This window comes from Nocardioides sp. Root122, from assembly GCF_001425025.1.
GTDB lineage: Bacteria > Actinomycetota > Actinomycetes > Propionibacteriales > Nocardioidaceae > Nocardioides.
Genome location: NZ_LMDE01000010.1, coordinates 345767 through 364604, shown reverse-complemented (window position 1 = coordinate 364604; position 18838 = coordinate 345767). Strand labels below are relative to the sequence as shown.

Genomic DNA, 18838 nt, shown 5'->3' with positions numbered 1-18838 from the left:
CAACCAGTCGCGCGCCGCGCCGGGACGACCACTGGTCTGGACCGCGTCCCCCGGATCACGGCGCAGAGAACCGATCATGGGGGTCGGCGCCACTAGGAGACGTGATGGGAGAGCAGCACACCGGCTGGGAGGCGCACGGGGGCGTCGACCACCGGTCCGACGCCGAGCTCGTCGCCGCGGTCGGGGAATCGGACCGCGGCGCGCTCCACGAGCTCTTCGCGCGGCACGAGCCGTGGCTCGCGGTGCGGCTCTCCCGTCGGTGTGCCGACCCGGCGATCGTCGACACCGCTGTCCAGGACACGTTCCTCGCGGTGTGGCGCAGGCCGTCGGCCTGGCGGGGCGAGGGCGAGGTGGCGGCGTGGCTGTGGGGCATCGCGGTCCGGTCCCTGCTCCAGCAGCTGCGGCCGCGCGCCAACGTCATCGAGCGGCTGCGCGGTCTGCGCAGCGCACCCACTGCGTCGGCGGAGGAGGAGGTGCTCGCGCGGGTCGAGCACACCGACGTGGGGCTGGCCTTCTCCCGCCTCTCCCCCGAGCTCCAGGCCGTCGTCCAGGCCACCGTGCTCGACGGGCTCACCACCCACGAGGCCGCCGCGCTGCTCGGCATCCCGAGCGGCACCGTCAAGAGCCGGATGAACCGTGCTCGCACCCAGCTGAGGGAGGGACTGCTGTGACGCAGACCTGGCACGCTGACGAGGAGACGCTGCGGTCCTGGGCGTCCGGCACCGCGGCGCCCGTGCTCGCCGCCTCCGTCGAGGCGCACCTGCTGCGCTGCGCGGAGTGCCGCCGGCGCACCAGCACGCTCGCCACACCCGACGACGCCGTACGCCGTTGGGACGCGCTGTCGGACGTGATCGACCGCCCCCGCGCGAACCCGCTGCTCCGGCTGGGCGTCGCGACCCCGGGCCTGCGCACCGCGTGGCTGGCGTCGGTCCTGCTGCTGCTCGCCCTCCCGGCGGCAGTGGCGACGCTCGGGACCAGGCTCCCCCTCGTCGTCGCGCTCGCGCCGGTGGCACCGCTGGCCGCGGTGGCGCTGGCCTACGGCCGGGACGCCGAGCCGGCGGGCGAGCTGGCCCTCGCCGCACCGGCCGCGGGCATCCGGGTCGTCGCGCTCCGCGCGCTGCTGGTCGCGTCGAGCGCCGTGCCGTTCGGTGTCGCCGGCGCCCTGCTGGTGGGGCTCCCCGCCCAGGTGGCCTTCGGCTGGCTCCTGCCCGGCGCAGCGCTCGCCGCTCTGGTGGTCCTGTCCGGCACGACCCGGCTCGACCCGGCGACGGTGGCCGCGACCCTCGGCTCGCTCTGGGCCGTGGCCGTCTCGTGGCCGGCGGCCTCGCGCCAGGTGCCCGCCCACGTCGTCAGCCACCTGGTGGCCTCGGCCCCCGTCCAGCTCACCGCCCTCGCCGTCGCGCTCGTCGCGCTCGGCCTCACGCTCGCTCGACGCGACACCGTCGCCTACCGGAGGACCGCATGACCACCACCGCCCACTCCACTCCATCCCCCAGCACTGACTCGGGCACGATGCTGGCCGCCGACGGGATCACGAAGGCCTTCGGGTCCCTGGTCGCCGTCGACGACGTCGACCTCACCCTCGGTCGCGGCATCGTCGGGCTGCTCGGCCCCAACGGTGCGGGCAAGACGACCCTGCTCCGGATCCTCGCCACGGTCCTGGCCCCCGACCGCGGGACGCTGTCCCTGCTCGGGATGGACCCGGCCTCACCGGCCGCGCGCACCGAGGTCCGGCGCCGACTGGGCTACCTGCCCCAGTCGCCGCGGCTCTACGGCGGCTTCACGCCGCTGGAGATGGTGGACTACGTCGCCATCCTCAAGGAGCACACCGACCGCGCGTGGCGCCGGCGTGAGGCGGTCGCGGTCCTCGAGGCCGTCGGCCTCGGCGACCGGATGCACAAGCGCATCCGGACCCTCTCGGGTGGCATGCAGCAGCGGGTCGCCCTCGCCGCCGCGCTCATCGGGTCGCCGGACCTCCTCGTCCTCGACGAGCCCGCCACCGGCCTCGACCCGGAGCAGCGCATCGCCCTGCGCTCGGTGCTCGCCGAGACCGCGCACCGCGGCTGCGTCGTCCTCTCGACCCACAACACCGCCGAGGTCGCGGCCCTGTGCCAGCACGTCCTCGTGATGGACGCCGGTCGCATCTGCTGGTCCGGCACGCCTGCCGAGCTGGCCGGCGTCGCCGAAGGCCGGGTCTGGGAGTCCGACGTCGAGGAGCCCACCGCCCTGCGCTCGTGGCTGACCGGGCCCGGGACGCGCCGCCACGTCGGCACGCTGCCCTCGGGCACGACGCCCGCCGTGCCCACGGTGGACGACGGCTACCTGCTCGTGACGAGGCTGTCGCGATGACCGCCGCCATGACCGCTGCGACAGCCCAGGCGGTCGTGCCGACCGCGCGTGCCCTCCGCTGGGCGCCGCCCGCCGGGGTGGCCGTCCTCCTGCTGCTCGTCGTCGGTCTCGCCGGGAGCTCCGGTCGTCCGGCCGACACGGTGCTCGCCATCGCCGCCGCCGGAACCGCAGCGACGGTCGTCGGCGGGCTGCACGACCCCGCGGCCGCCCTGCTCGCCCCCGTGCCCGTCTCCGCGATGCGGCGCCGGTTGCTGCGCCTCGGCCTGCTCGGCGTACCGGCGCTGGTGCTCTGGTGGGTGCTGGTGTCGATGGCACCGATGACCGTCCACGCGGGTCCCGGACCGCTGCTCGCCCTCGCCGCGTGCGGCGTCGCGGTCGCGGTGTGGGCGCCGGAGCGGGTCGCCGTGCTCCTCGGAGCCGCGACACCCGTGGCGGTCCTCGCCGTGGACCGGGTCGCACCCGCTGGCTCGACCGTCGCCGAGGTGCTGGGCTGGTGGCTCACCGACCCGTGGTGGGTGCTCGGCGCCGCCACGCTCGTGTGCGCCGCCGGGAGGCACCGATGAGCACCACCGTCCCCGGGCTCACGAGCCCGGCCGGCCGTACGATCCGGCGCCGCGTGCTCCCCGCACTGGTCCGGACCGAGTCGCTGCGGCTGCTGCGCAACCCCGTCCCGTGGCTCGGCCTGGCGCTGTCCGTCTGGGCCCTGTGGACGACCGTGCCCGAGCCGGGCGAGTGGCCCGGGTCCTCCTACGAGGGCGTGACGCCGACGGTGGCGCCCCTGCTGTTCGGCATCTCGGTCGCCGTGGCGACCACCTTCCACCGCGGCCGCACGGAGGTGGCGCCGGCCGCCCCGGTGCAGGAGGCACGGCGTGCGCTCGCCCGGCTGCTGGCAGCGCTCCCGTTCCTCGTGGTGACCGCTGGGTTCGCCGCACTGATCGGCTGGCGCGAGCACGACCTCGGCGGGCTGTGGCTCGGCATGGAGCCGGGGCGGACGACCGAGGCCTTCCACACGGTCGCCGAGCTGTCGCAGCACGTCGCCCTCGGCCTGGTCGCCGTGGCGCTCGGCGCTGCTCTCGGCAGGCGGGTCTCGAGGCTCGCGGCCGTGCTGCCCGCGCTCTTCGTGCTGTGGTTCGTCGCGATGACCTACTGGCTCTTCGGTGCCCGGTCCGTCACGCCCTTCTCGGTCATCCAGGTGCAGCCGGTCCCCGTCCCGGTGGGCCCGCCGTCGACCGATCCGCTCTCACTCCCGGCCGACTGGCTGCTGGTCGGCCCACCGCACACCAGCGGGTGGGACCGGCAGCTGGTCTCGGAGTCGCTGGCGTGGTGGCACGACGTGTGGCTGCTCGGCCTGGCGCTGCTCCTGCTCGCGGTCGCCTGGCCCTCCGAGGGTCGGCGCCGACTGGCCGCGGCAGGTCTCGTCCTGGCCGTCCTCGGTGTCGTCGGGCAGCAGGTGGTGATCCCATGAGGCGGCTCCTGCTGGTCCCGGTGCTCGCCGTCGCGCTGTCCGCCTGCAGCGCCGCGGCCTCGGACACCGACGGCGAGGTCTTCGTCGCCGGACCCATGTCGCCGATGGCCGCCAAGGATCCCGATGCCGTCCCGGTCGTCGTCGACACCGACCTCGCGCCCGACGACCTCGCCGCCCTGGCGCTTCTCGTGCGCGCTCCCGGCGTCCGCGTCGTCGGTGTGACGGTCCCGCGGACCGGGGAGCTCGACTGCCGCGGCACCGGTCTGCTGAGCGACTTCTTCGACGCGCTCGAGGTCGACGCCCCACCGGTCGCGTGCGGCACGACCGCGCGCGGTGACGACGGCGTCGCCTTCCCACCCGACTGGGGTGCCGGTGCCATGACCATGAGCGGGCTGCCCCGCGACGTCGCGCCCGGGCACCTCGAGCCGGTGCGCACGCCCGCGGCCGAGCTGATCGCCCGGCTCGCGCGCCGTCACGACGACCTCCGGATCGTGGCGCTGGCGCCGCTCACCGAGGTGGCCGCGGTCCTGCGCGACCACCCGGCGGCGTACGCCCGGCTGGACGGCGTCATCACCATGGCGGGCAGCGTCGACAGCGCCTCCCACGCCGACGGGGTCGCGGAGTGGAACGCCGGCGCCGACCCGGTGCCGTTCGCGCAGGTCCTCGCCGGTCCGGTGCCGGTGACCGTGGTGCCCGACGATCCCGTGCCGCCCGGCGCGCCCGAGGGGCTGGCGGGTCCGGTGGTGGGCGGACTGGGCCGCGTCTCGGGCTTCGAGTCCCCCCGGTACTGGGACCTCGCGACGGCGGGGACCTTCGTCGACGGCTCGGTGGCGACCGTGGAGCCGGGGACCTGGGAGGTGGACACCACGACGGACCGCGGGCGGCTGCGGCGTACGGGTGACGGTCAGGTGCGCGTGGTCACCGCGCTCGACGCCGCGCGGCTCGACGAGGTCTACCGCAGCATCTTCGGCTGAGCCTCGGCCAGACTGGAGGCATGGAGATCCGCGACGCCGTCGAGGCCGACCTGCCCGCCGTCGCCGAGATCTACGGTCGCGAGGCCCGTGAGGGGCACGCCACCTTCGACCTCGAGCCGCGGACGATGGAGGCGTGGCAGGAGAGACTGGCCGCCGAGGCGGACCACTTCCTCGTGGCCGAGCACGACGGCGGGGTCATCGGCTACGCGACGTCCTCCCCGTTCCGTCCCAAGCCTGCCTACCGCCACACCCGCGAGACCACCGTCTACGTCGCGCCCGGCCACCAGGGCCTGGGCACCGGCCGCGCGTTGTACGACGACCTGCTGGCGCGGCTGGCCGGCGACGGCGTCCACCTCGTGGTGGCGGCGGTCGCCCTGCCCAACCCGGCGAGCCTGGCGCTGCACCGCGCCTGCGGCTTCACGGAGGTGGGCACGATGCGGCAGGTCGGACGCAAGCACGAGCGGTGGATCGACGTGACGTGGCTGCAGAAGGTCCTTGCCTAGGACAGACCGAGCTCCTTCGCGGACACCGCACGCATCTCCACCTTGCGCACCTTGCCGGTGACCGTCATCGGGAACTCCTCGACCACCATCACGTAGCGCGGGACCTTGTAGTGCGCGAGCTTGCCGGTGGCGAAGGCGCGGACCGCGTCGGCGTCGAGCGGCTCGGCACCCGGACGCATCCGGACCCAGGCGCAGAGCTCCTCGCCGTACTTGGGGTCGGGGACCCCGATCACCTGCACGTCCTCGATGTCGGGGTGGGTGTAGAGGAACTCCTCGATCTCGCGCGGGTAGATGTTCTCGCCGCCGCGGATCACCATGTCCTTGATCCGGCCGGTGATCCGGACGTAGCCGTCGTCGTCCATGACGCCGAGGTCGCCGGTGTGCATCCAGCCGTCGGCGTCGACGGCCTCGCGGGTCTTCTCCTCGTCGTCCCAGTAGCCGAGCATCACCGAGTAGCCGCGGGTGCAGAACTCCCCCGCCTCGCCCCGCGGGACCGTCTCGCCGGTGACCGGGTCGACGATCCTGACCTCCAGGTGGGGGCAGACCCGGCCGACCGTGCCGACCTTGCGCTCCAGCGAGTCGTTGCGGCGGGTCTGCGTGGACACCGGCGACGTCTCGGTCATGCCGTAGCAGATCGTCATCTCGTCGATGCCGGCCGCGATGAGCTTCTTCATCATCTCCTCGGGGCACGGCGACCCGGCCATGATCCCGGTGCGCACGGAGGAGAGGTCGTAGGACTCGAAGTCGGGCAGCGCCCACTCCGCGATGAACATCGTCGGGACGCCGTAGAGCGACGTGCAGCGCTCCTCCGAGACCGCCTTCAGCGTCAGCGCCGGGTCGAAGCCGGGTGCCGGGATCACCATCGTGGCGCCGTGGGTGGTGCACGCCAGGTTGCCCATGACCATGCCGAAGCAGTGGTAGAAGGGCACCGGGATGCAGACCCGGTCCTCCTCGGTGTAGCCGCAGACCTCGCCGACGAGGTAGCCGTTGTTGAGGATGTTGCGGTGGCTGAGGGTGGCGCCCTTGGGGAAGCCGGTGGTGCCCGACGTGTACTGGATGTTGATCGGGTCGTCCGGCGCCAGCGAGGCCGCCCGGACGGCGAGGTCGTCGGCGCCGACACCCTCGCCGTCGGCGAGCAGGCCGGACCAGCTCTCCTCGTCGTCGAGGTAGACCACCCGCTCCAGGGCGTGGTTGCCGGCAGCCGTCTCCTCGACCATGCCGCGGTAGTCGCTGGTCTTGAACGACGTGGCGCTCACCAGCAGCCGCATCCCGGACTGGTTGACGACGTAGGCGAGCTCGTGGGTGCGGTAGGCGGGGTTGACGTTGACCAGGACCGCGCCGACGCGAGCGGTGGCCAGCTGCACCAGCGTCCACGCGGCACTGTTCGGGCCCCAGATGCCGACCCGGTCGCCCTTCTGCACCCCCGCGCCGACCAGGCCGCGCGCCACGGCCTCGACGTCGGCGTCGAGCTCGGCCCAGGTCCACCGGCGACCGCTCGAGCACTCGACCAGCGCCTCGCGGTCGGCGTGTGCCGCCACCGTGCGCGCCAGGTTGGCGCCGATCGTCTCCTCCAGCAGCGCCGGGACCGACTCACCCTTCGCGTATGACTCCATGGCCCGAACCTAGCCCGGGAGCCGCTCTCAGGTCAGCAGCAGCCTGTCGAGCCGGCGGCGTACGACGACCAGGCCGGCGAGGCCCATCGCGACGAGGTAGACCACCGAGACCGCCGACTCCCACGTCAGGACGCTGGTGGTCAGCTCGCGGCACAGCACGACGCCGCGGTAGAGCGGGGTGGCCTCGACGACCCAGCGCAGCACGCCGTCTCCGAACGCCTCGATCGGGAAGAAGGTCGCGGAGAAGAGGAAGAGCGGCAGCTGGACGAGCGTGATCTTGTCGAAGTCCTGGAAGCTCTTCATGTAGGTCGTCCACGCCATGAAGACAGCACTGAACGCGAAGCCGATGAGCAGCGTCGCCGGCAGCGCGAGCAGCGCCCACCAGCTGTTGACCATGCCCATGACCGTCATCACGAGCAGGAACATCGCGGAGTAGGACGCACCGCGGATCTGCCCCCACAGGATCTCGCCGCGGGCCACGTCGCCGGTCGTCAGCGGTGTCGCCAGCATCTGGTCGTAGAGCTTGTCGTACTTGAGCTTGAAGAACACGTTGTAGGTGCTGTCCAGCAGCGCGCCGTTGAAGGCCGACGCGGCCAGCATCGCCGGCGCCACGAAGTCGGCGTAGGGGATGGCTTGGCCGTGGAACTCGAACGTGTCTATCAGCTGGCCGACGCCCACGCCGATCGAGAAGAGGTAGAACACCGGCTCGAGGAACCCGGTGAGGAAGAGCTTCCAGTAGCGCTTGTACGTCGTGTAGTTGCGGAACGTGATGGCACCGACCGCCTGCATCGGGGTCAACGTCGACATCAGGACCTCATCCTCCCGTCGAGGCCGCGGATGGCCCACAGCCAGCCGAAGCCGGCGAGGGCGGCCAGGACCGCGAGGTGCACGAGCGCGAGCGGCAGGTCAACGGTGTCGAGGCAGAGCATCCGGGTCAGGTCGACTCCGTGCCACAGCGGCGTGAACCAGGCCACCACCTCCAGCACCGGGCCGAGGTTGGCGATGGGGAAGAACGAGCCGGAGAAGAGCGTCAGCGGGATGACGCCGAGGCGGAAGATCAGGCCGAAACCCTCCTCCGAGCGCATCCGGGCGCTGATGCCGAAGACGACGGTGGCGAAGGCCATGCCGAGCACGAGGAGCACGAACCACGCCAGGACCGGGCCCCACCAGGAGGCGAACACGCCGAACGGGGCCAGCACGAGAAGGAACACCGCGCAGGCCGAGGCGACCCGGAACGCCACGAAGGCGAGGTGGGCGTTGACGACGTCGCGCACACCGAGGGGGGTCGCGAGCTGGGCGTGGTAGCTCCGGTGCCACTTGATCCCACCCATGACGGGGTACGTCGTCTCCCCCACCGCGATCTGCATGGCGTGGGCGGCCACGAGCCCTGGCACCACGAAGTCGAGGTAGGAGGTCGCGCCCTCGAGCCGGGACGGGTCGCCGGCGACGAAGCCGCCGAGCAGGACGCCCATGCCCACGACGTAGAAGAGCGGCGCAACGAAGCTGGAGACGACACCGCCGCGCCACGTGCGCTTGACGACCGCCCACCAGTAGTCGAGCTGGCGCAGCGTGCCCTCGGCGATGCTGAGTCCGCGGGGCGGATCGACCCGGTCGATGGCGGCCATCAGTCGACCAGCGTCCGGCCGGTGAGCTTGAGGAAGACGTCCTCGAGCGTGGAGCGGCGCACGAGCACGGCGATCGGCTCGAGGCCGCGCTCGTGCACCTTGGCGATGACCTCCTCGCCGTCGGCGCTGTAGACGAGGATGCGGTCCGGCAGGATCTCCAACCGGCCGAGGTCCTCGACCTTGCCGGCGATCTGCTCGTGGACGTTGCCCTCCTCGACGATCCCGAACCGCAGCTCGGCGACCTCGCGGGTGGAGTGCTCCTCGATGAGCTCGCGCGGCGATCCCTCGGCCGCGATGACGCCCTTGTCCATCACGACGAGCCGGTCGCACAGCTGTTCGGCCTCGTCCATGTAGTGCGTCGTGATGACCAGGGTGACTCCAGCCTGCTTCAGACGGAACAGCTGGTCCCACAGGACGTGGCGGGCCTGCGGGTCGAGGCCGGTGGTCGGCTCGTCGAGCAGCAGCAGGTCGGGCCGGTTGACCAGCGAGCGGGCGATGGTGAGCCGACGCTTCATGCCCCCGGAGAGGTCGTCGACCTTGGCCTTGCGCTTGTCGGTGAGCTGGACGAACTCCAGCAGCTCGTCGGCCCGCTCGCGCACGGTGGCCTTGTCGATGCCGAAGTAGCGGCCGTAGACGTAGAGGTTGTCGAAGACGTTGAGCTCGTTGTCGAGGGTGTCCTCCTGCGGGCAGACCCCGAGCCGGCTGCGGATCGCGGGACCCTCGGTGGCCGGGTCCATGCCCAGGATCCGGAGCTCGCCGGACGTCACCGGGCTCACCGAGGCGATCATCCGCATCGTGCTGGACTTGCCGGCGCCGTTGGGGCCGAGGAACCCGAAGGCCTCGCCCTTGCGGACGTCGACGTCGATGCCCTTCACTGCCTCGAAGTCGCCGAAGGACTTGCGCAGTCCCCGGGCCGAGATCATGGATTGCGTCACGTGGGCCGACCCTAGTTGAGTCCGGGGACGATTCCCGCCCCATCGTCGCGTGGCGGTACCCGATCCGGGGCTGGCGCGAGTGCTCACGTGGCTCCACACTCGGCACGGGAGGATGCGATGGGTCTGCTGCTGGTGCGGGTCTGGACGGGCGCAGCGCTGGTCGCGTCGGGGACGCTGATGTACGCCGCCTCGTGGCAGCGGTGGGCGGGCGCCTGCCTGTGGGGCCAGGACCAGGACACGTTCGCGTGCAACCGGCGCCAGGACCATCTTTACGACTTCCTGCTGCCCACCGAGCCCTGGCAGCCCGTCGGCAGTGCCGCCGAGCTGGCCGGTGTCTCACTGATCGTCCTCGCACTCGCCCTGCCGTTCCTGGCGACTGCTGTGGGTGGACACCGGCCCGGTGCAGCCGCCGCGACGGCGTTGCTGCTCTCGACCCTGGCGGTCGCCGACGTGGGGGTCGCCACGCTGCGCTCCGGCCTGGCGGGCGAGGTGGTGGGCCCGGTGAGCGCCGACCTCGCGCTGTGGCTGTGGCTGTTCGTCCCGCTCGGCTTGTTCGTCGTGCTGGCCGTCCGGGGACGGGGCTGGGCGCGTGCCGGCGCGATCCTGCTCGTCCTGGGCTCGCCCCTCGTCGCCGCCTTCTCCTACGCGCTCGGCTCCTTCGACACCGCGCCGTGGTGGGAGGCCGTGTCCGGCGTCCTCACGGGCGCCGGCGGGTTGTGCGTGCTGACCGCGGCCGTACGGCGTCCCGGCCGCCGTCGCGAGCACGCACCGGAGCCACTGGTCGCGCGGTAGGCCACGGTCGTCGGAAGATTTCTCCGGGTGCCATGTCGAGGACCGGCCCGCCCGTTCGACGTACGTCCGACAAGCACGACCACAACCAACCAGCAGGAGCGATCACAATGCCCCGTTTCATGGGTTTCGTCAGGATGGAAGAGAACATCGGCACGCCGCCGCAGTCGCTGTTCGACGCGATGGACGTGCACATCGGTGAGCGCGCCGCCAAGGGGATCTTCCTCGACGGCGGTGGCCTCTACGGCACCGAGGACGCCGTGAACTTCGTCGTGCGCGACGGCCAGGTCACCCGGGTCGACGGTCCCTACGCCGAGGGCAAGGAGGTCGTCGGGGGCTGGGCGATCATGGAGTACGCCGACCTCGACGAGGCGGTGGCCGACCAGCGCGAGTTCGCCGACCTGCACGCCAAGCACTGGCCCGAGGTGACCGTCGTCGCGACCCTGCGCCAGATCTCCGACGGGCCGGAAGCTCCGGGAGACTGACCGCCGAACGGCCCGGGAGTCCCTACGCTGACCCCGTGCCGGCGAGCGACAGGACGGGTGACGACCCCACGGAGGCCGTCCACGCCGCGTGGCGGGCCGACTCGGCCCGCCTCGTCGGCGCCCTCACCCGGATGACCCGCGACGTCGAGCTGGCAGCCGACCTCGCGCAGGACGCCCTGGTCGCGGCGCTCGAGCAGTGGCCGGTGACCGGCGTGCCCGACAACCCGACCGCGTGGCTGATGACCACGGCCCGGCGTCGCGGCATCGACCACTTCCGGCGGGCCGACAACCTCCGGCACAAGCTCACCGAGCTGGAGCGCGCGCAGGGGCGGGAGGAGGCGGACGTGCCGGACCTCGAGAGCCAGGTCGACCACATCGACGACGACGTGCTGCGCCTGGTGTTCCTGTCGTGCCACCCCAGCCTGACGCCGGAGTCGCGCGCGGCGCTGACCCTGCGACTGGTCGGCGGGCTCACCACTGCGGAGATCGCACGCGGGTTCTGGACGTCGGAGTCCACGATGGGACAGCGCATCTCCCGCGCGAAGCGCACGCTGGCCACCGAGGGGGTCGACCTCGAGCTGCCGGCCGGCGAGGAACGGACGCGTCGCCTCGACGACGTCATGGCCGTGATCTACCTGATCTTCAACGAGGGCTACACCGCGACCGCCGGCCAGGACTGGATGCGCCCCGACCTCGCGGCCGAGGCCACCCGGCTCGCCCGGATGCTGGCGGCGCTGGTCCCCGACGAGCCCGAGGTGCTCGGGCTCCAGGCGTTGCTGGAGCTCCAGGGGTCGCGGACCGCGGCGCGCACCGACGAGCAGGGCGCGCCCGTCCTGCTCGAGCAGCAGGACCGCACGCAGTGGGACGAGCTGATGATCCGCCGCGGCCTCGCAGCGCTGCGCCGGGCCGAGACGGTCGCGGCGCGCGGGGTCCCGGTCGGGACCTACTTCCTGCAGGCCTCCATCGCCGAGCAGCACGCCCTGGCCGCACGGGCCGAGGACACCGACTGGCGGCGCATCGCCGCGCTCTACGACGTGCTGGCCGCCGCCGCACCCGGTCCCGTCGTCGAGGTGAACCGGGCGGTCGCACACGGCCGGGCCCACGGCGCGGACGCCGGCCTTGCGGTGCTCGATCGCGTCGACGCCGCAGCGCTCGGCGGATCACCCCTCGTCGCGAGCGTGCGCGGCGACCTGCTCGAGCGCGCCGGCCGGCACGCCGAGGCCGCGGCGGCGTTCACCGACGCGGCCACCCGGACGCGCAACGAGGGCGAGCGCACCGTGCTGGAGCGACGCGCCGCCGACAACCGCGCCCGGGCGGAGCAGTGAGCGGCTGGTCGCCACTGCGGTTCGCGTGGCGCTCGGCAGTGGGGCACCGGCGCGGACAGACCGTCGCGCTGCTCACCCTGTCCGCGCTGATCACCGCCTGCATCGCCTTCGCGCCGGTCTACGACCGGGCCATGCAGCAGGCCCTCGTCGACACCTTGCTGGCCGGCGCGGGCACGACGGGCCGGACCGTCACGGTCGAGTCCGAGGGCGTGGTCGACGCCGGCGGCGCGTCGGAGGCCCGCGACCCGCGCGACCTGCATGCGATGGTCCCGTCCACCATGTCCGCCGTCCTCGGACCAGCCGTCCTGGGCCGCACCGCGGTCGTCACCCCGGTCGCGGGCGACGTCCCTCCGACCGGGCAGCTCGTCTGGCGCGACGGCGCCTGCGACCACGTACGCCTCGTGTCCGGCACCTGTCCCGCAGCGGCCGGCGAGGTGCTCGTCAGCGAGGCGGACGCCGACACCTTCGGGCTCACCGTCGGCGCGGCACCGCGCGTGGGCGTGGAGGGCGAGGGTCCGCGCGTGCGGCTCGAGGTCGTCGGGACGTACGCCCCCAGCGATGCGTCGTGGTGGCAGGGCCTGACCCTCGTCGGCGTCTCCCGCGTGACGCCGTCACCCGACCCGTCGGCGTCGCACGACGCCTGGCTGACCACGGAGGAGACCTTCGTCGAGAGCCCGGTGCTGCCTGCCGAGACGTCGCAGGTGCGGGCCGTCGTCCCCACTCCGGAGACGGGGGTCGACGAGGTGCTCGCCCTCGGCGACCAGGCTCGCGCGCTCTCCCGCACCCTGCGCGCGCAGGGCGAGGACCTGCACGTGCGCACCGACCTGGGCGAGGTCACGGAGGCGATCCGCGCCCAGTCGGACCAGGCCGGCCGCACGGTGCCGTTGCTGATGGCGCCGATGGCCGTGCTGAGCCTGTTCGTGCTCTGGCTGGTGCTCACTGCCGCGACCCGGCAGCGGCGTGGCGAGGTCGCCGTCGCGCGGCTCCGGGGCCGCGGTCCGGCCGGTGCGGCAGGGCTGCTGCTCGTCGAGCTGCTGCCCGTGCTGGTCGCCGGCGTGCTGCCGGGCGTGGTCGCCGCGCTCGCCGGGGGCGCGGTGGCCCGCTCGCTCCTGCCCGGCAGTGCGCCGTTCGAGGCGGGCCCGGGCTTCGTCACCGCGGTCCTGCTCGCGGTGCTCGCCCTCGTGCTGATCGCGCTGGCCGTCACCGTGCGTGTGGCCCGCGAACCGCTCGACGACCTGGTGCGCAGCGGGCCCTCCCCCTCGCGCCGCTGGACCCTCGGTCCGCTCGACGCCGTCCTCGTCGCCGTCGCCGGAACCGGGGCGCTCGCCTTCGTCGCGGGCGGGCTCAGCGGGTCGTTCGCCCTCACCGGCCCCGCCCTCCTCGCCCTGTTCATCGGGCTCGTCGTCGGTCACCTCGCGGCGCCGCTCGCGAGCACGCTCGGGCGTCGGCTGCTGGCGAGGGGCCGGCTCGTCGCCGGTCTGACGCTGCTCGAGACGGGTCGGCGCCGGGAGACGCGCGCGCTGATCGCCGTGGTCACCGTGGCCGTGGCGTTGGCGGTCTTCTCCCTCGACGCCCTCGCGATCGGCGCCCACAACCGCGACAACGCCGCCGAGCACGAGGCCGGCGCACCAGTGGTGCTCACGCTGGCCGGCCGGGACCTCGACGGCCTGCGCGCCGCACTGGCCGACGCCGACCCGACAGGTCGCCGGGCGACGCCGGTCGTGGTCGCCGACCACTCCACGCTGGCCGTGGAGCCGGACGGGTTCCGGGAGGTCGCCTACTTCCCGCGCGGGGCGCCGAGCGCGTCCGACTGGCAGGCGATCGCGCCGCCGGCGGCCGAGCCGGTGCGCCTGCAGGGAGCACGCGTCTCCCTCGGCGTGCGTCCGGCGCCCGACCTGACCTCCCAGGACGTGCTCGGCAGCGACTCCGAGCTCCGCATCGGCCTCGTCGTCACGACCGCGACGGGCGTGCGCCGCACCATCTCCTTCGGACCCCTGCCGGCGCCCGGCGAGCGCGCGACGCTGGTGGCGCAGGACGCGCCGTGCGCGGCCGGGTGCCTGCTGGCCGCGATCGAGCTCTCGGCCGCGCAGGGAGTCCAGGTCAGCGGCGACCTCGACGTCGGCGACCTGCGCGTCGACGGGCGGCCGGTCCCGTTCGGCACCGGCGACCGGGACTGGAACACCGCGGACGAGCAGCAGGTCTTCATGCAGGCCGCCAGCACGGCCTCCGGTGACCTCCGCATCCTGCTGAGCCTCCGCGGGCGCTTCCCCGCCCGGCTCACCCCCGCCTGGGTGCCCAGCACGGCGCCTGCGCTGCTGCCCGCCGACCGCCGTGACCCCCTGGGCCTCCTGGTGACGGGTCTCGACGGCAGCGACCGACCCGCCGAGCCCGCCGGCCGCGTCACGCTGCTCCCGGCGATGCCACGGCGGTCCGCGCTCGTCGACCTCGACGCGATCTCCCGCGGCTCCGACGTCACCGTCGACGCCGTCCCACAGGTCTGGATGGTGGACGACGCGCGGCTCCTCGAGTCGGTCGAGGGAGCGCTGAGCGCGCGCGGCATCGCCGTGACCGACGTACGTCGCGCCACGACGGTCCGGCAGGGCTACGCCGACACCGTGCCGGCGTGGAGCCTCGCGCTGGGCGCGGTCGTGGGGCCCGCGGTCATCCTGGTCTCGCTCCTGGTGCTGCTGGTGCTCGCCGCCACGCGCTGGCGCGAGACCGCACGCAACCTCGCGATCCTGCGCCTCGAGGGAGCGCGACGTCGTACGACGCGGTGGCTCGCCGTGCTCGCGCCGCTGCCGGCCCTGGTGCTCGCGGTCGCTGCCGGCGTCGCCGCCGGCGTGATCGGTGCTGCTCTCGCGATGCCGGACGTGCCGTTCCTGCCCGCGCCGCCGGACATCCCGGTCCTGGACACGGCGACCGCCTGGCCGGCCGTCGCCCGGGCCGCCCTCGCGTGCGCGGTCCTGCTGCCGGCGGTGGCGGCGCTGGCCGGCCGCGCGGTCGCGGGCCGGGCCCACCTCGAACGCGTGAAGGAGACGGCCTGATGTCCGGGCTCGCGATCCGCACCCGGGGCCTGGTGCACATCTACCACGCCGAGGGCCACGACGTGGCGGCCCTCTCGGGCGTCGACCTCGACGTCGCCGCCGGGGAGGTGGTCGGCCTGCTGGGGCCGTCGGGATCCGGCAAGTCGACCCTGATGAGCCTGCTCGCGGGGGTCCTGCGGCCGAGCGCGGGCAAGGTCTTCGTCGGCGACACCGAGGTTTCCGCGGCGGCCCCGCGCGAGCTCGACCGGCTGCGCGCGACCGAGGTCGGCCTCGTCCTGCAGGGCGCCGCGCGCAACCTGCTCCCCCACACCACGCCGGCCGACAACGTCCGGTTCGCCCAGCACCCGGCCCGGCGGGCCGGTCGCTCCCTGCCCGACCCGGCCGAGGTGCTCGCCGACGTCGGGATGGCCGGCGCCGCCGACCTGCGGCTGGCCGACCTGACGCCCGGGGCGCTCCAGCTGGCCGCGGTCGCGGTGGCGATCTCGACCCGCCCCGGGCTGCTGCTGTGCGACGAGCCGACAAGCCAGCTCGACCACGCCGCACGCGACCACGTCCTGGATGCGCTCGCCCGGGTGAACAGCGCCTACGGCACCACCGTCGTCCTGGTCACCCACGACCCCGAGGCCGCCCGGGTGCTCCCGCGCACCGTCACCATCCGCGACGGCCGGATCGGTGGCGAGGGTCGCAGCGGCGAGGAGTACGCCGTCGTCACCGCCGACGGCTTCCTGCCCCTCCCCGGCCATGCCCGCGACCGGCTGCCGCCCGGCACGCTGGTCCGGCTCCACGAGGTCGACGACCACTTCGAGCTCAGGGCGGAGGAACAACCATGAGCGACCTCGAGGCGGTCGGCGTCGGCGTGGCGTACGGCGACACCGTGGCCGTGCAGCCGCTCGACCTGCGGGTCCCCGGCGGCCGGATGCTGGCGGTCACCGGGCCGTCCGGAGCCGGCAAGTCCTCGTTGCTGTGGGCGCTGGCCCGGGCGATCCGGCCCGCGGTCGCGACGCTGCACGGGACGGTCACCGTCGACGACGTGGTGCTCGCGGACCGGGAGTCGGCCGCGCGTGCCGGTGTCGTCCTCGTGCCGCAGGGCAACGGCCTCAACCCGGCCCTCTCGGCGGTGGAGAGCATCCTCGTGCCGCTCCTGGCCCTCGGCGTGCCGCCGCGCGAGGCGTCGGGCCGGGTCTCCGAGTCGTTGTCCCGGGTCGGGCTCGCCGACTTCGGACGCCACCACGTCGACCAGCTCTCGGGTGGCCAGCAGCAGCGCGTCGCGCTGGCGCGGGCCTTCGCACTGCGACCCGCCGTCCTCCTCGCCGACGAGTCGACCAGCGACCTCGACGCTGCCAACCGCGAGCTCATGCTCGCCGCGCTGCGGGACGAGGCGGCCCGTGGTGCCTCGGTCGTCCTCGCCACGCACGACCCCGACGCCGCTGCGCAGACCGACGCCGCCCTCGCCCTCGACGAGGGCGTGGCGACCTGGGTCCGGCGCCCCTGATGCCGACCGGGCACGCCAAGCCACGCCCGCCGCTGACCAGGCACTTCCTCCCGCTGGGGCCGGCGAAGTGGGGCGCCGTCCCGGCATGCGGTACGCTCGTGGTGTTGAAGGGACGACCCCGGTCGTCCTGGCTGCGCACAGTGTGCGGCTCGTATCTCGTACTTCTGGTCTTCGGTTCGCTGGACATCAGCTCAGTTGGATGTCTTCAGCGCAGCTGGGTGGCACGTCGTCCCCAGCACCGAACAAAGGAAACAATCATGGCTCAGGGCACCGTCAAGTGGTTCAACGCTGACAAGGGCTTCGGCTTCATCGCGCAGGACGGCGGCGGCGAGGACGTGTTCGTCCACTTCTCCGCGATCCAGACGCAGGGCTACAAGTCCCTCGACGAGAACCAGAAGGTCGAGTTCGACGTCACCGCCGGCCCCAAGGGCCCGCAGGCCGAGAACGTTCGCGCCATCTGACACCCCTCGACCGGCCCCGATCGCACTGCGATCGGGGCCGTTCGTGCATTTCGGCTGCCCCTCAGAGGCGCGACGCCGCGCGCACGAGGCCGGCGACGCCGACCGAGGTGCTGTGCGGCGGCCACGCGATGACGGTGGTGACACGGGGTGCGTCGAGGACCGGCACGACGGCGAGCCCGTCGCGCAGGTTGGCGCGTGCGGACTCGGGCAGCACGAGCGCCGTACGACCGAGCCGGACGAGCTGCAGCACCTGGGTCAGGTCGCGCAGCTCGGGGCCGGGACCGTCCGGGTAGGTGCCGTCGAGGTGGGGCCATCGCGGCAGCGGCAGGTCGGGGAGGGTCCTGGCCTCGTCGAAGGTGATCGACTCGCGGGTGCTGGCCGGGTGTCCGGCCGGCAGGATCAGCACCTGGTCCTCCACGACGAGCTCGTCGACGTCGAAGCCGCTCGTGTCGTCGAAGGGCCGGTGCAGGATCGCCACGTCGGCACGACCGTCGCGCAGCATCAGCGCCTGGTGGCCGGGCGGGCTGAGCACGACCTCGACGTCGACGGCGTCCGGCTCCGCGGCGTAGGCGTCGAGCAGCTTGGCCATGATCTCGCTGGACGCGCCGGCCTTGGCCGTCAGGACGACCGACGCCCGCGTCGCCGAGGCGGCCGTACGACGGGTGCGGCGCTCCGCCGCCTCGATCGCGGCCAGCGCCACGCGTCCCTCGCGCAGGAGCGTCTCGCCCGGACCGGTGAGCACCATGCCCTGCGGGGTGCGCGTGAACAGCGCGGCACCGAGCCGCCGCTCGAGGGCGGCGATCGCGCGGGACAGCGGCGGCTGCGCCATCCCGAGCCGCTCGGCCGCCCGGCCAACGTGCGACTCCTCGGCGACGGCGACGAAGTAGCGCAGCTCGCGGGTCTCCACGACGACGAGCGTACGCCGCTGACCTGCACCCATACCTGCGCGGTATCGGCCTCCACCCGATCGGTGTTGGAACGCGCCGACGGCACGACGGCACGATCGAGGCATGTCAACGAACACCACCACCACAGCACTGGTCACCGGCGCCAACAAGGGCATCGGCTACGAGATCGCCGCCGGCCTGGCCCGGCGCGGCTTCCGCGTGGGCGTCGGCGCCCGCGACACCGCCCGCCGCGAGGAGGCCGTGGACAAGCTCCGGGCCGAGGGTCTGGACGTCTTCGGCGTCGCCCTCGACGTCACCGACGACGCCAGCGTGGCAGCGGCCGCGGCCCGGCTCGAGGAGCTCGGCGGGCTCGACGTCCTGGTCAACAACGCCGGCATCACCGGCGGCATGCCGCAGGAGCCCTCGCAGGTCACTGCCGAGCAGGTCCTCGGCGTCGTCGACGTCAACGTCCTCGGCGTCATCCGGGTCACCAACGCCATGCTCCCCCTGCTCCGGCGCGCGGCAGCCCCGCGCATCGTCAACGTGTCCAGCACGGTCGGCTCGCTCGGCCTCCAGACCGCGCAGGCGGAGCCCGTCGGCCCGCTCTCCGGCGCCTACTCCCCCACCAAGACCTACGTCAACGCCCTCACCGTCCAGTACGCCAAGGAGCTGGCGCCCGCCGGCATCCTGGTCAACGCCGGCTGCCCGGGCTACGTCGCGACCGACCTCAACGGCCACCGCGGCACGCGCACGCCGGAGCAGGGCGCCGCGGTCTTCCTCGAGCTCGCGACCCTGCCCGACGGCGGGCCCACCGGGACCTTCTCGGACGAGACCGGGGTGCTGCCCTGGTGAGGTGACCGGGCGGGTGTGCCGCGACCTTGCCCTGCCACG

The 18838-nt window shown here is 73.7% G+C and carries 20 protein-coding genes; 15 read left to right on the top strand and 5 right to left on the bottom strand.

Features of this window, described 5'->3' with window-relative positions; all coding sequences use genetic code 11:
* Window positions 1-104: 104 nt before the first annotated feature.
* The 7 genes from ASC64_RS10835 to ASC64_RS10805 are packed head-to-tail and all read left to right on the top strand — an operon-like array spanning window position 105 to window position 5291.
* Complete coding sequence (locus tag ASC64_RS10835; protein WP_056907547.1) at window positions 105-671, top strand: RNA polymerase sigma factor; 567 nt, start codon at window positions 105-107, stop codon at window positions 669-671.
* A complete protein-coding gene (locus ASC64_RS10830; protein WP_056907546.1) occupies window positions 668-1465 on the top strand; it encodes a hypothetical protein in 798 nt (265 codons plus the stop codon). Before ASC64_RS10835 ends, ASC64_RS10830 begins: the two co-directional genes overlap by 4 nt.
* Window positions 1462-2349, top strand: coding sequence for an ABC transporter ATP-binding protein (locus tag ASC64_RS10825; RefSeq protein ID WP_056907545.1), 888 nt, complete (start codon window positions 1462-1464; stop codon window positions 2347-2349). The genes ASC64_RS10830 and ASC64_RS10825 overlap by 4 nt, the downstream gene beginning before the upstream one ends.
* Window positions 2346-2912 carry a hypothetical protein gene (locus ASC64_RS10820; protein WP_056907544.1) on the top strand — a complete coding sequence of 189 codons (567 nt, stop codon included), beginning with the start codon at window positions 2346-2348 and terminating at the stop codon, window positions 2910-2912. The genes ASC64_RS10825 and ASC64_RS10820 overlap by 4 nt, the downstream gene beginning before the upstream one ends.
* Window positions 2909-3814 carry a hypothetical protein gene (locus tag ASC64_RS10815; protein ID WP_156385133.1) on the top strand — a complete coding sequence of 302 codons (906 nt, stop codon included), beginning with the start codon at window positions 2909-2911 and terminating at the stop codon, window positions 3812-3814. Before ASC64_RS10820 ends, ASC64_RS10815 begins: the two co-directional genes overlap by 4 nt.
* The gene (locus ASC64_RS10810; protein ID WP_056907542.1) at window positions 3811-4788 is read left to right on the top strand and encodes a nucleoside hydrolase; all 978 of its coding nucleotides are present in this window, start codon (window positions 3811-3813) and stop codon (window positions 4786-4788) included. The genes ASC64_RS10815 and ASC64_RS10810 overlap by 4 nt, the downstream gene beginning before the upstream one ends.
* Window positions 4789-4808: 20 nt before the next feature.
* Window positions 4809-5291 (top strand): GNAT family N-acetyltransferase, encoded by a 483-nt coding sequence (locus ASC64_RS10805; protein WP_056907541.1) that lies wholly within the window; start codon window positions 4809-4811, stop codon window positions 5289-5291.
* Here ASC64_RS10805 and ASC64_RS10800 read toward each other — a convergent pair.
* The 4 genes from ASC64_RS10800 to ASC64_RS10785 are packed head-to-tail and all read right to left on the bottom strand — an operon-like array spanning window position 5288 to window position 9464.
* Window positions 5288-6904 (bottom strand): AMP-binding protein, encoded by a 1617-nt coding sequence (locus ASC64_RS10800; RefSeq protein WP_056907540.1) that lies wholly within the window; start codon window positions 6902-6904, stop codon window positions 5288-5290. The genes ASC64_RS10805 and ASC64_RS10800 overlap by 4 nt on opposite strands.
* Window positions 6905-6931: 27 nt before the next feature.
* On the bottom strand, window positions 6932-7711 hold the full coding sequence (locus ASC64_RS10795; protein ID WP_056907539.1) for an ABC transporter permease: 780 nt from the start codon (window positions 7709-7711) through the stop codon (window positions 6932-6934).
* On the bottom strand, window positions 7711-8529 hold the full coding sequence (locus ASC64_RS10790; RefSeq protein ID WP_056907538.1) for an ABC transporter permease: 819 nt from the start codon (window positions 8527-8529) through the stop codon (window positions 7711-7713). The genes ASC64_RS10795 and ASC64_RS10790 overlap by 1 nt, the downstream gene beginning before the upstream one ends.
* A complete protein-coding gene (locus tag ASC64_RS10785) occupies window positions 8529-9464 on the bottom strand; it encodes an ABC transporter ATP-binding protein (RefSeq protein WP_439956820.1) in 936 nt (311 codons plus the stop codon). Before ASC64_RS10785 ends, ASC64_RS10790 begins: the two co-directional genes overlap by 1 nt.
* Window positions 9465-9581: 117 nt before the next feature.
* Here ASC64_RS10785 and ASC64_RS10780 point away from each other — a divergent pair, with 117 nt between their 5' ends.
* The 7 genes from ASC64_RS10780 to ASC64_RS10750 all read left to right on the top strand — a co-directional run bounded on the left by ASC64_RS10780 (window position 9582) and on the right by ASC64_RS10750 (window position 17060).
* Window positions 9582-10256 (top strand): hypothetical protein, encoded by a 675-nt coding sequence (locus tag ASC64_RS10780; RefSeq protein ID WP_056907536.1) that lies wholly within the window; start codon window positions 9582-9584, stop codon window positions 10254-10256.
* A gap of 119 nt (window positions 10257-10375) precedes the next feature.
* On the top strand, window positions 10376-10738 hold the full coding sequence (locus ASC64_RS10775) for a YciI family protein (protein ID WP_235563666.1): 363 nt from the start codon (window positions 10376-10378) through the stop codon (window positions 10736-10738).
* Window positions 10739-10773: 35 nt separating this feature from the next.
* Window positions 10774-12063, top strand: coding sequence for an RNA polymerase sigma factor (locus tag ASC64_RS10770; protein WP_056907534.1), 1290 nt, complete (start codon window positions 10774-10776; stop codon window positions 12061-12063).
* On the top strand, window positions 12060-15107 hold the full coding sequence (locus ASC64_RS10765; protein ID WP_156385132.1) for an FtsX-like permease family protein: 3048 nt from the start codon (window positions 12060-12062) through the stop codon (window positions 15105-15107). The genes ASC64_RS10770 and ASC64_RS10765 overlap by 4 nt, the downstream gene beginning before the upstream one ends.
* The gene (locus ASC64_RS10760; protein ID WP_056907532.1) at window positions 15107-15937 is read left to right on the top strand and encodes an ABC transporter ATP-binding protein; all 831 of its coding nucleotides are present in this window, start codon (window positions 15107-15109) and stop codon (window positions 15935-15937) included. Before ASC64_RS10765 ends, ASC64_RS10760 begins: the two co-directional genes overlap by 1 nt.
* Window positions 15934-16599 (top strand): ABC transporter ATP-binding protein, encoded by a 666-nt coding sequence (locus ASC64_RS10755; RefSeq protein WP_056907531.1) that lies wholly within the window; start codon window positions 15934-15936, stop codon window positions 16597-16599. The genes ASC64_RS10760 and ASC64_RS10755 overlap by 4 nt, the downstream gene beginning before the upstream one ends.
* Window positions 16600-16856: 257 nt before the next feature.
* Entirely contained in the window at window positions 16857-17060 is a 204-nt protein-coding gene (locus ASC64_RS10750) for a cold-shock protein (RefSeq protein WP_056907530.1), read from the top strand.
* 61 nt (window positions 17061-17121) lie between these two features.
* Here ASC64_RS10750 and ASC64_RS10745 read toward each other — a convergent pair whose 3' ends face one another.
* A complete protein-coding gene (locus ASC64_RS10745; RefSeq protein ID WP_200937677.1) occupies window positions 17122-18000 on the bottom strand; it encodes a LysR family transcriptional regulator in 879 nt (292 codons plus the stop codon).
* A gap of 70 nt (window positions 18001-18070) precedes the next feature.
* Between ASC64_RS10745 and ASC64_RS10740 the strand changes: the two genes are divergently transcribed.
* The gene (locus tag ASC64_RS10740) at window positions 18071-18799 is read left to right on the top strand and encodes an SDR family oxidoreductase (protein WP_056907529.1); all 729 of its coding nucleotides are present in this window, start codon (window positions 18071-18073) and stop codon (window positions 18797-18799) included.
* The last annotated feature ends 39 nt before the right edge of the window (window positions 18800-18838 follow it).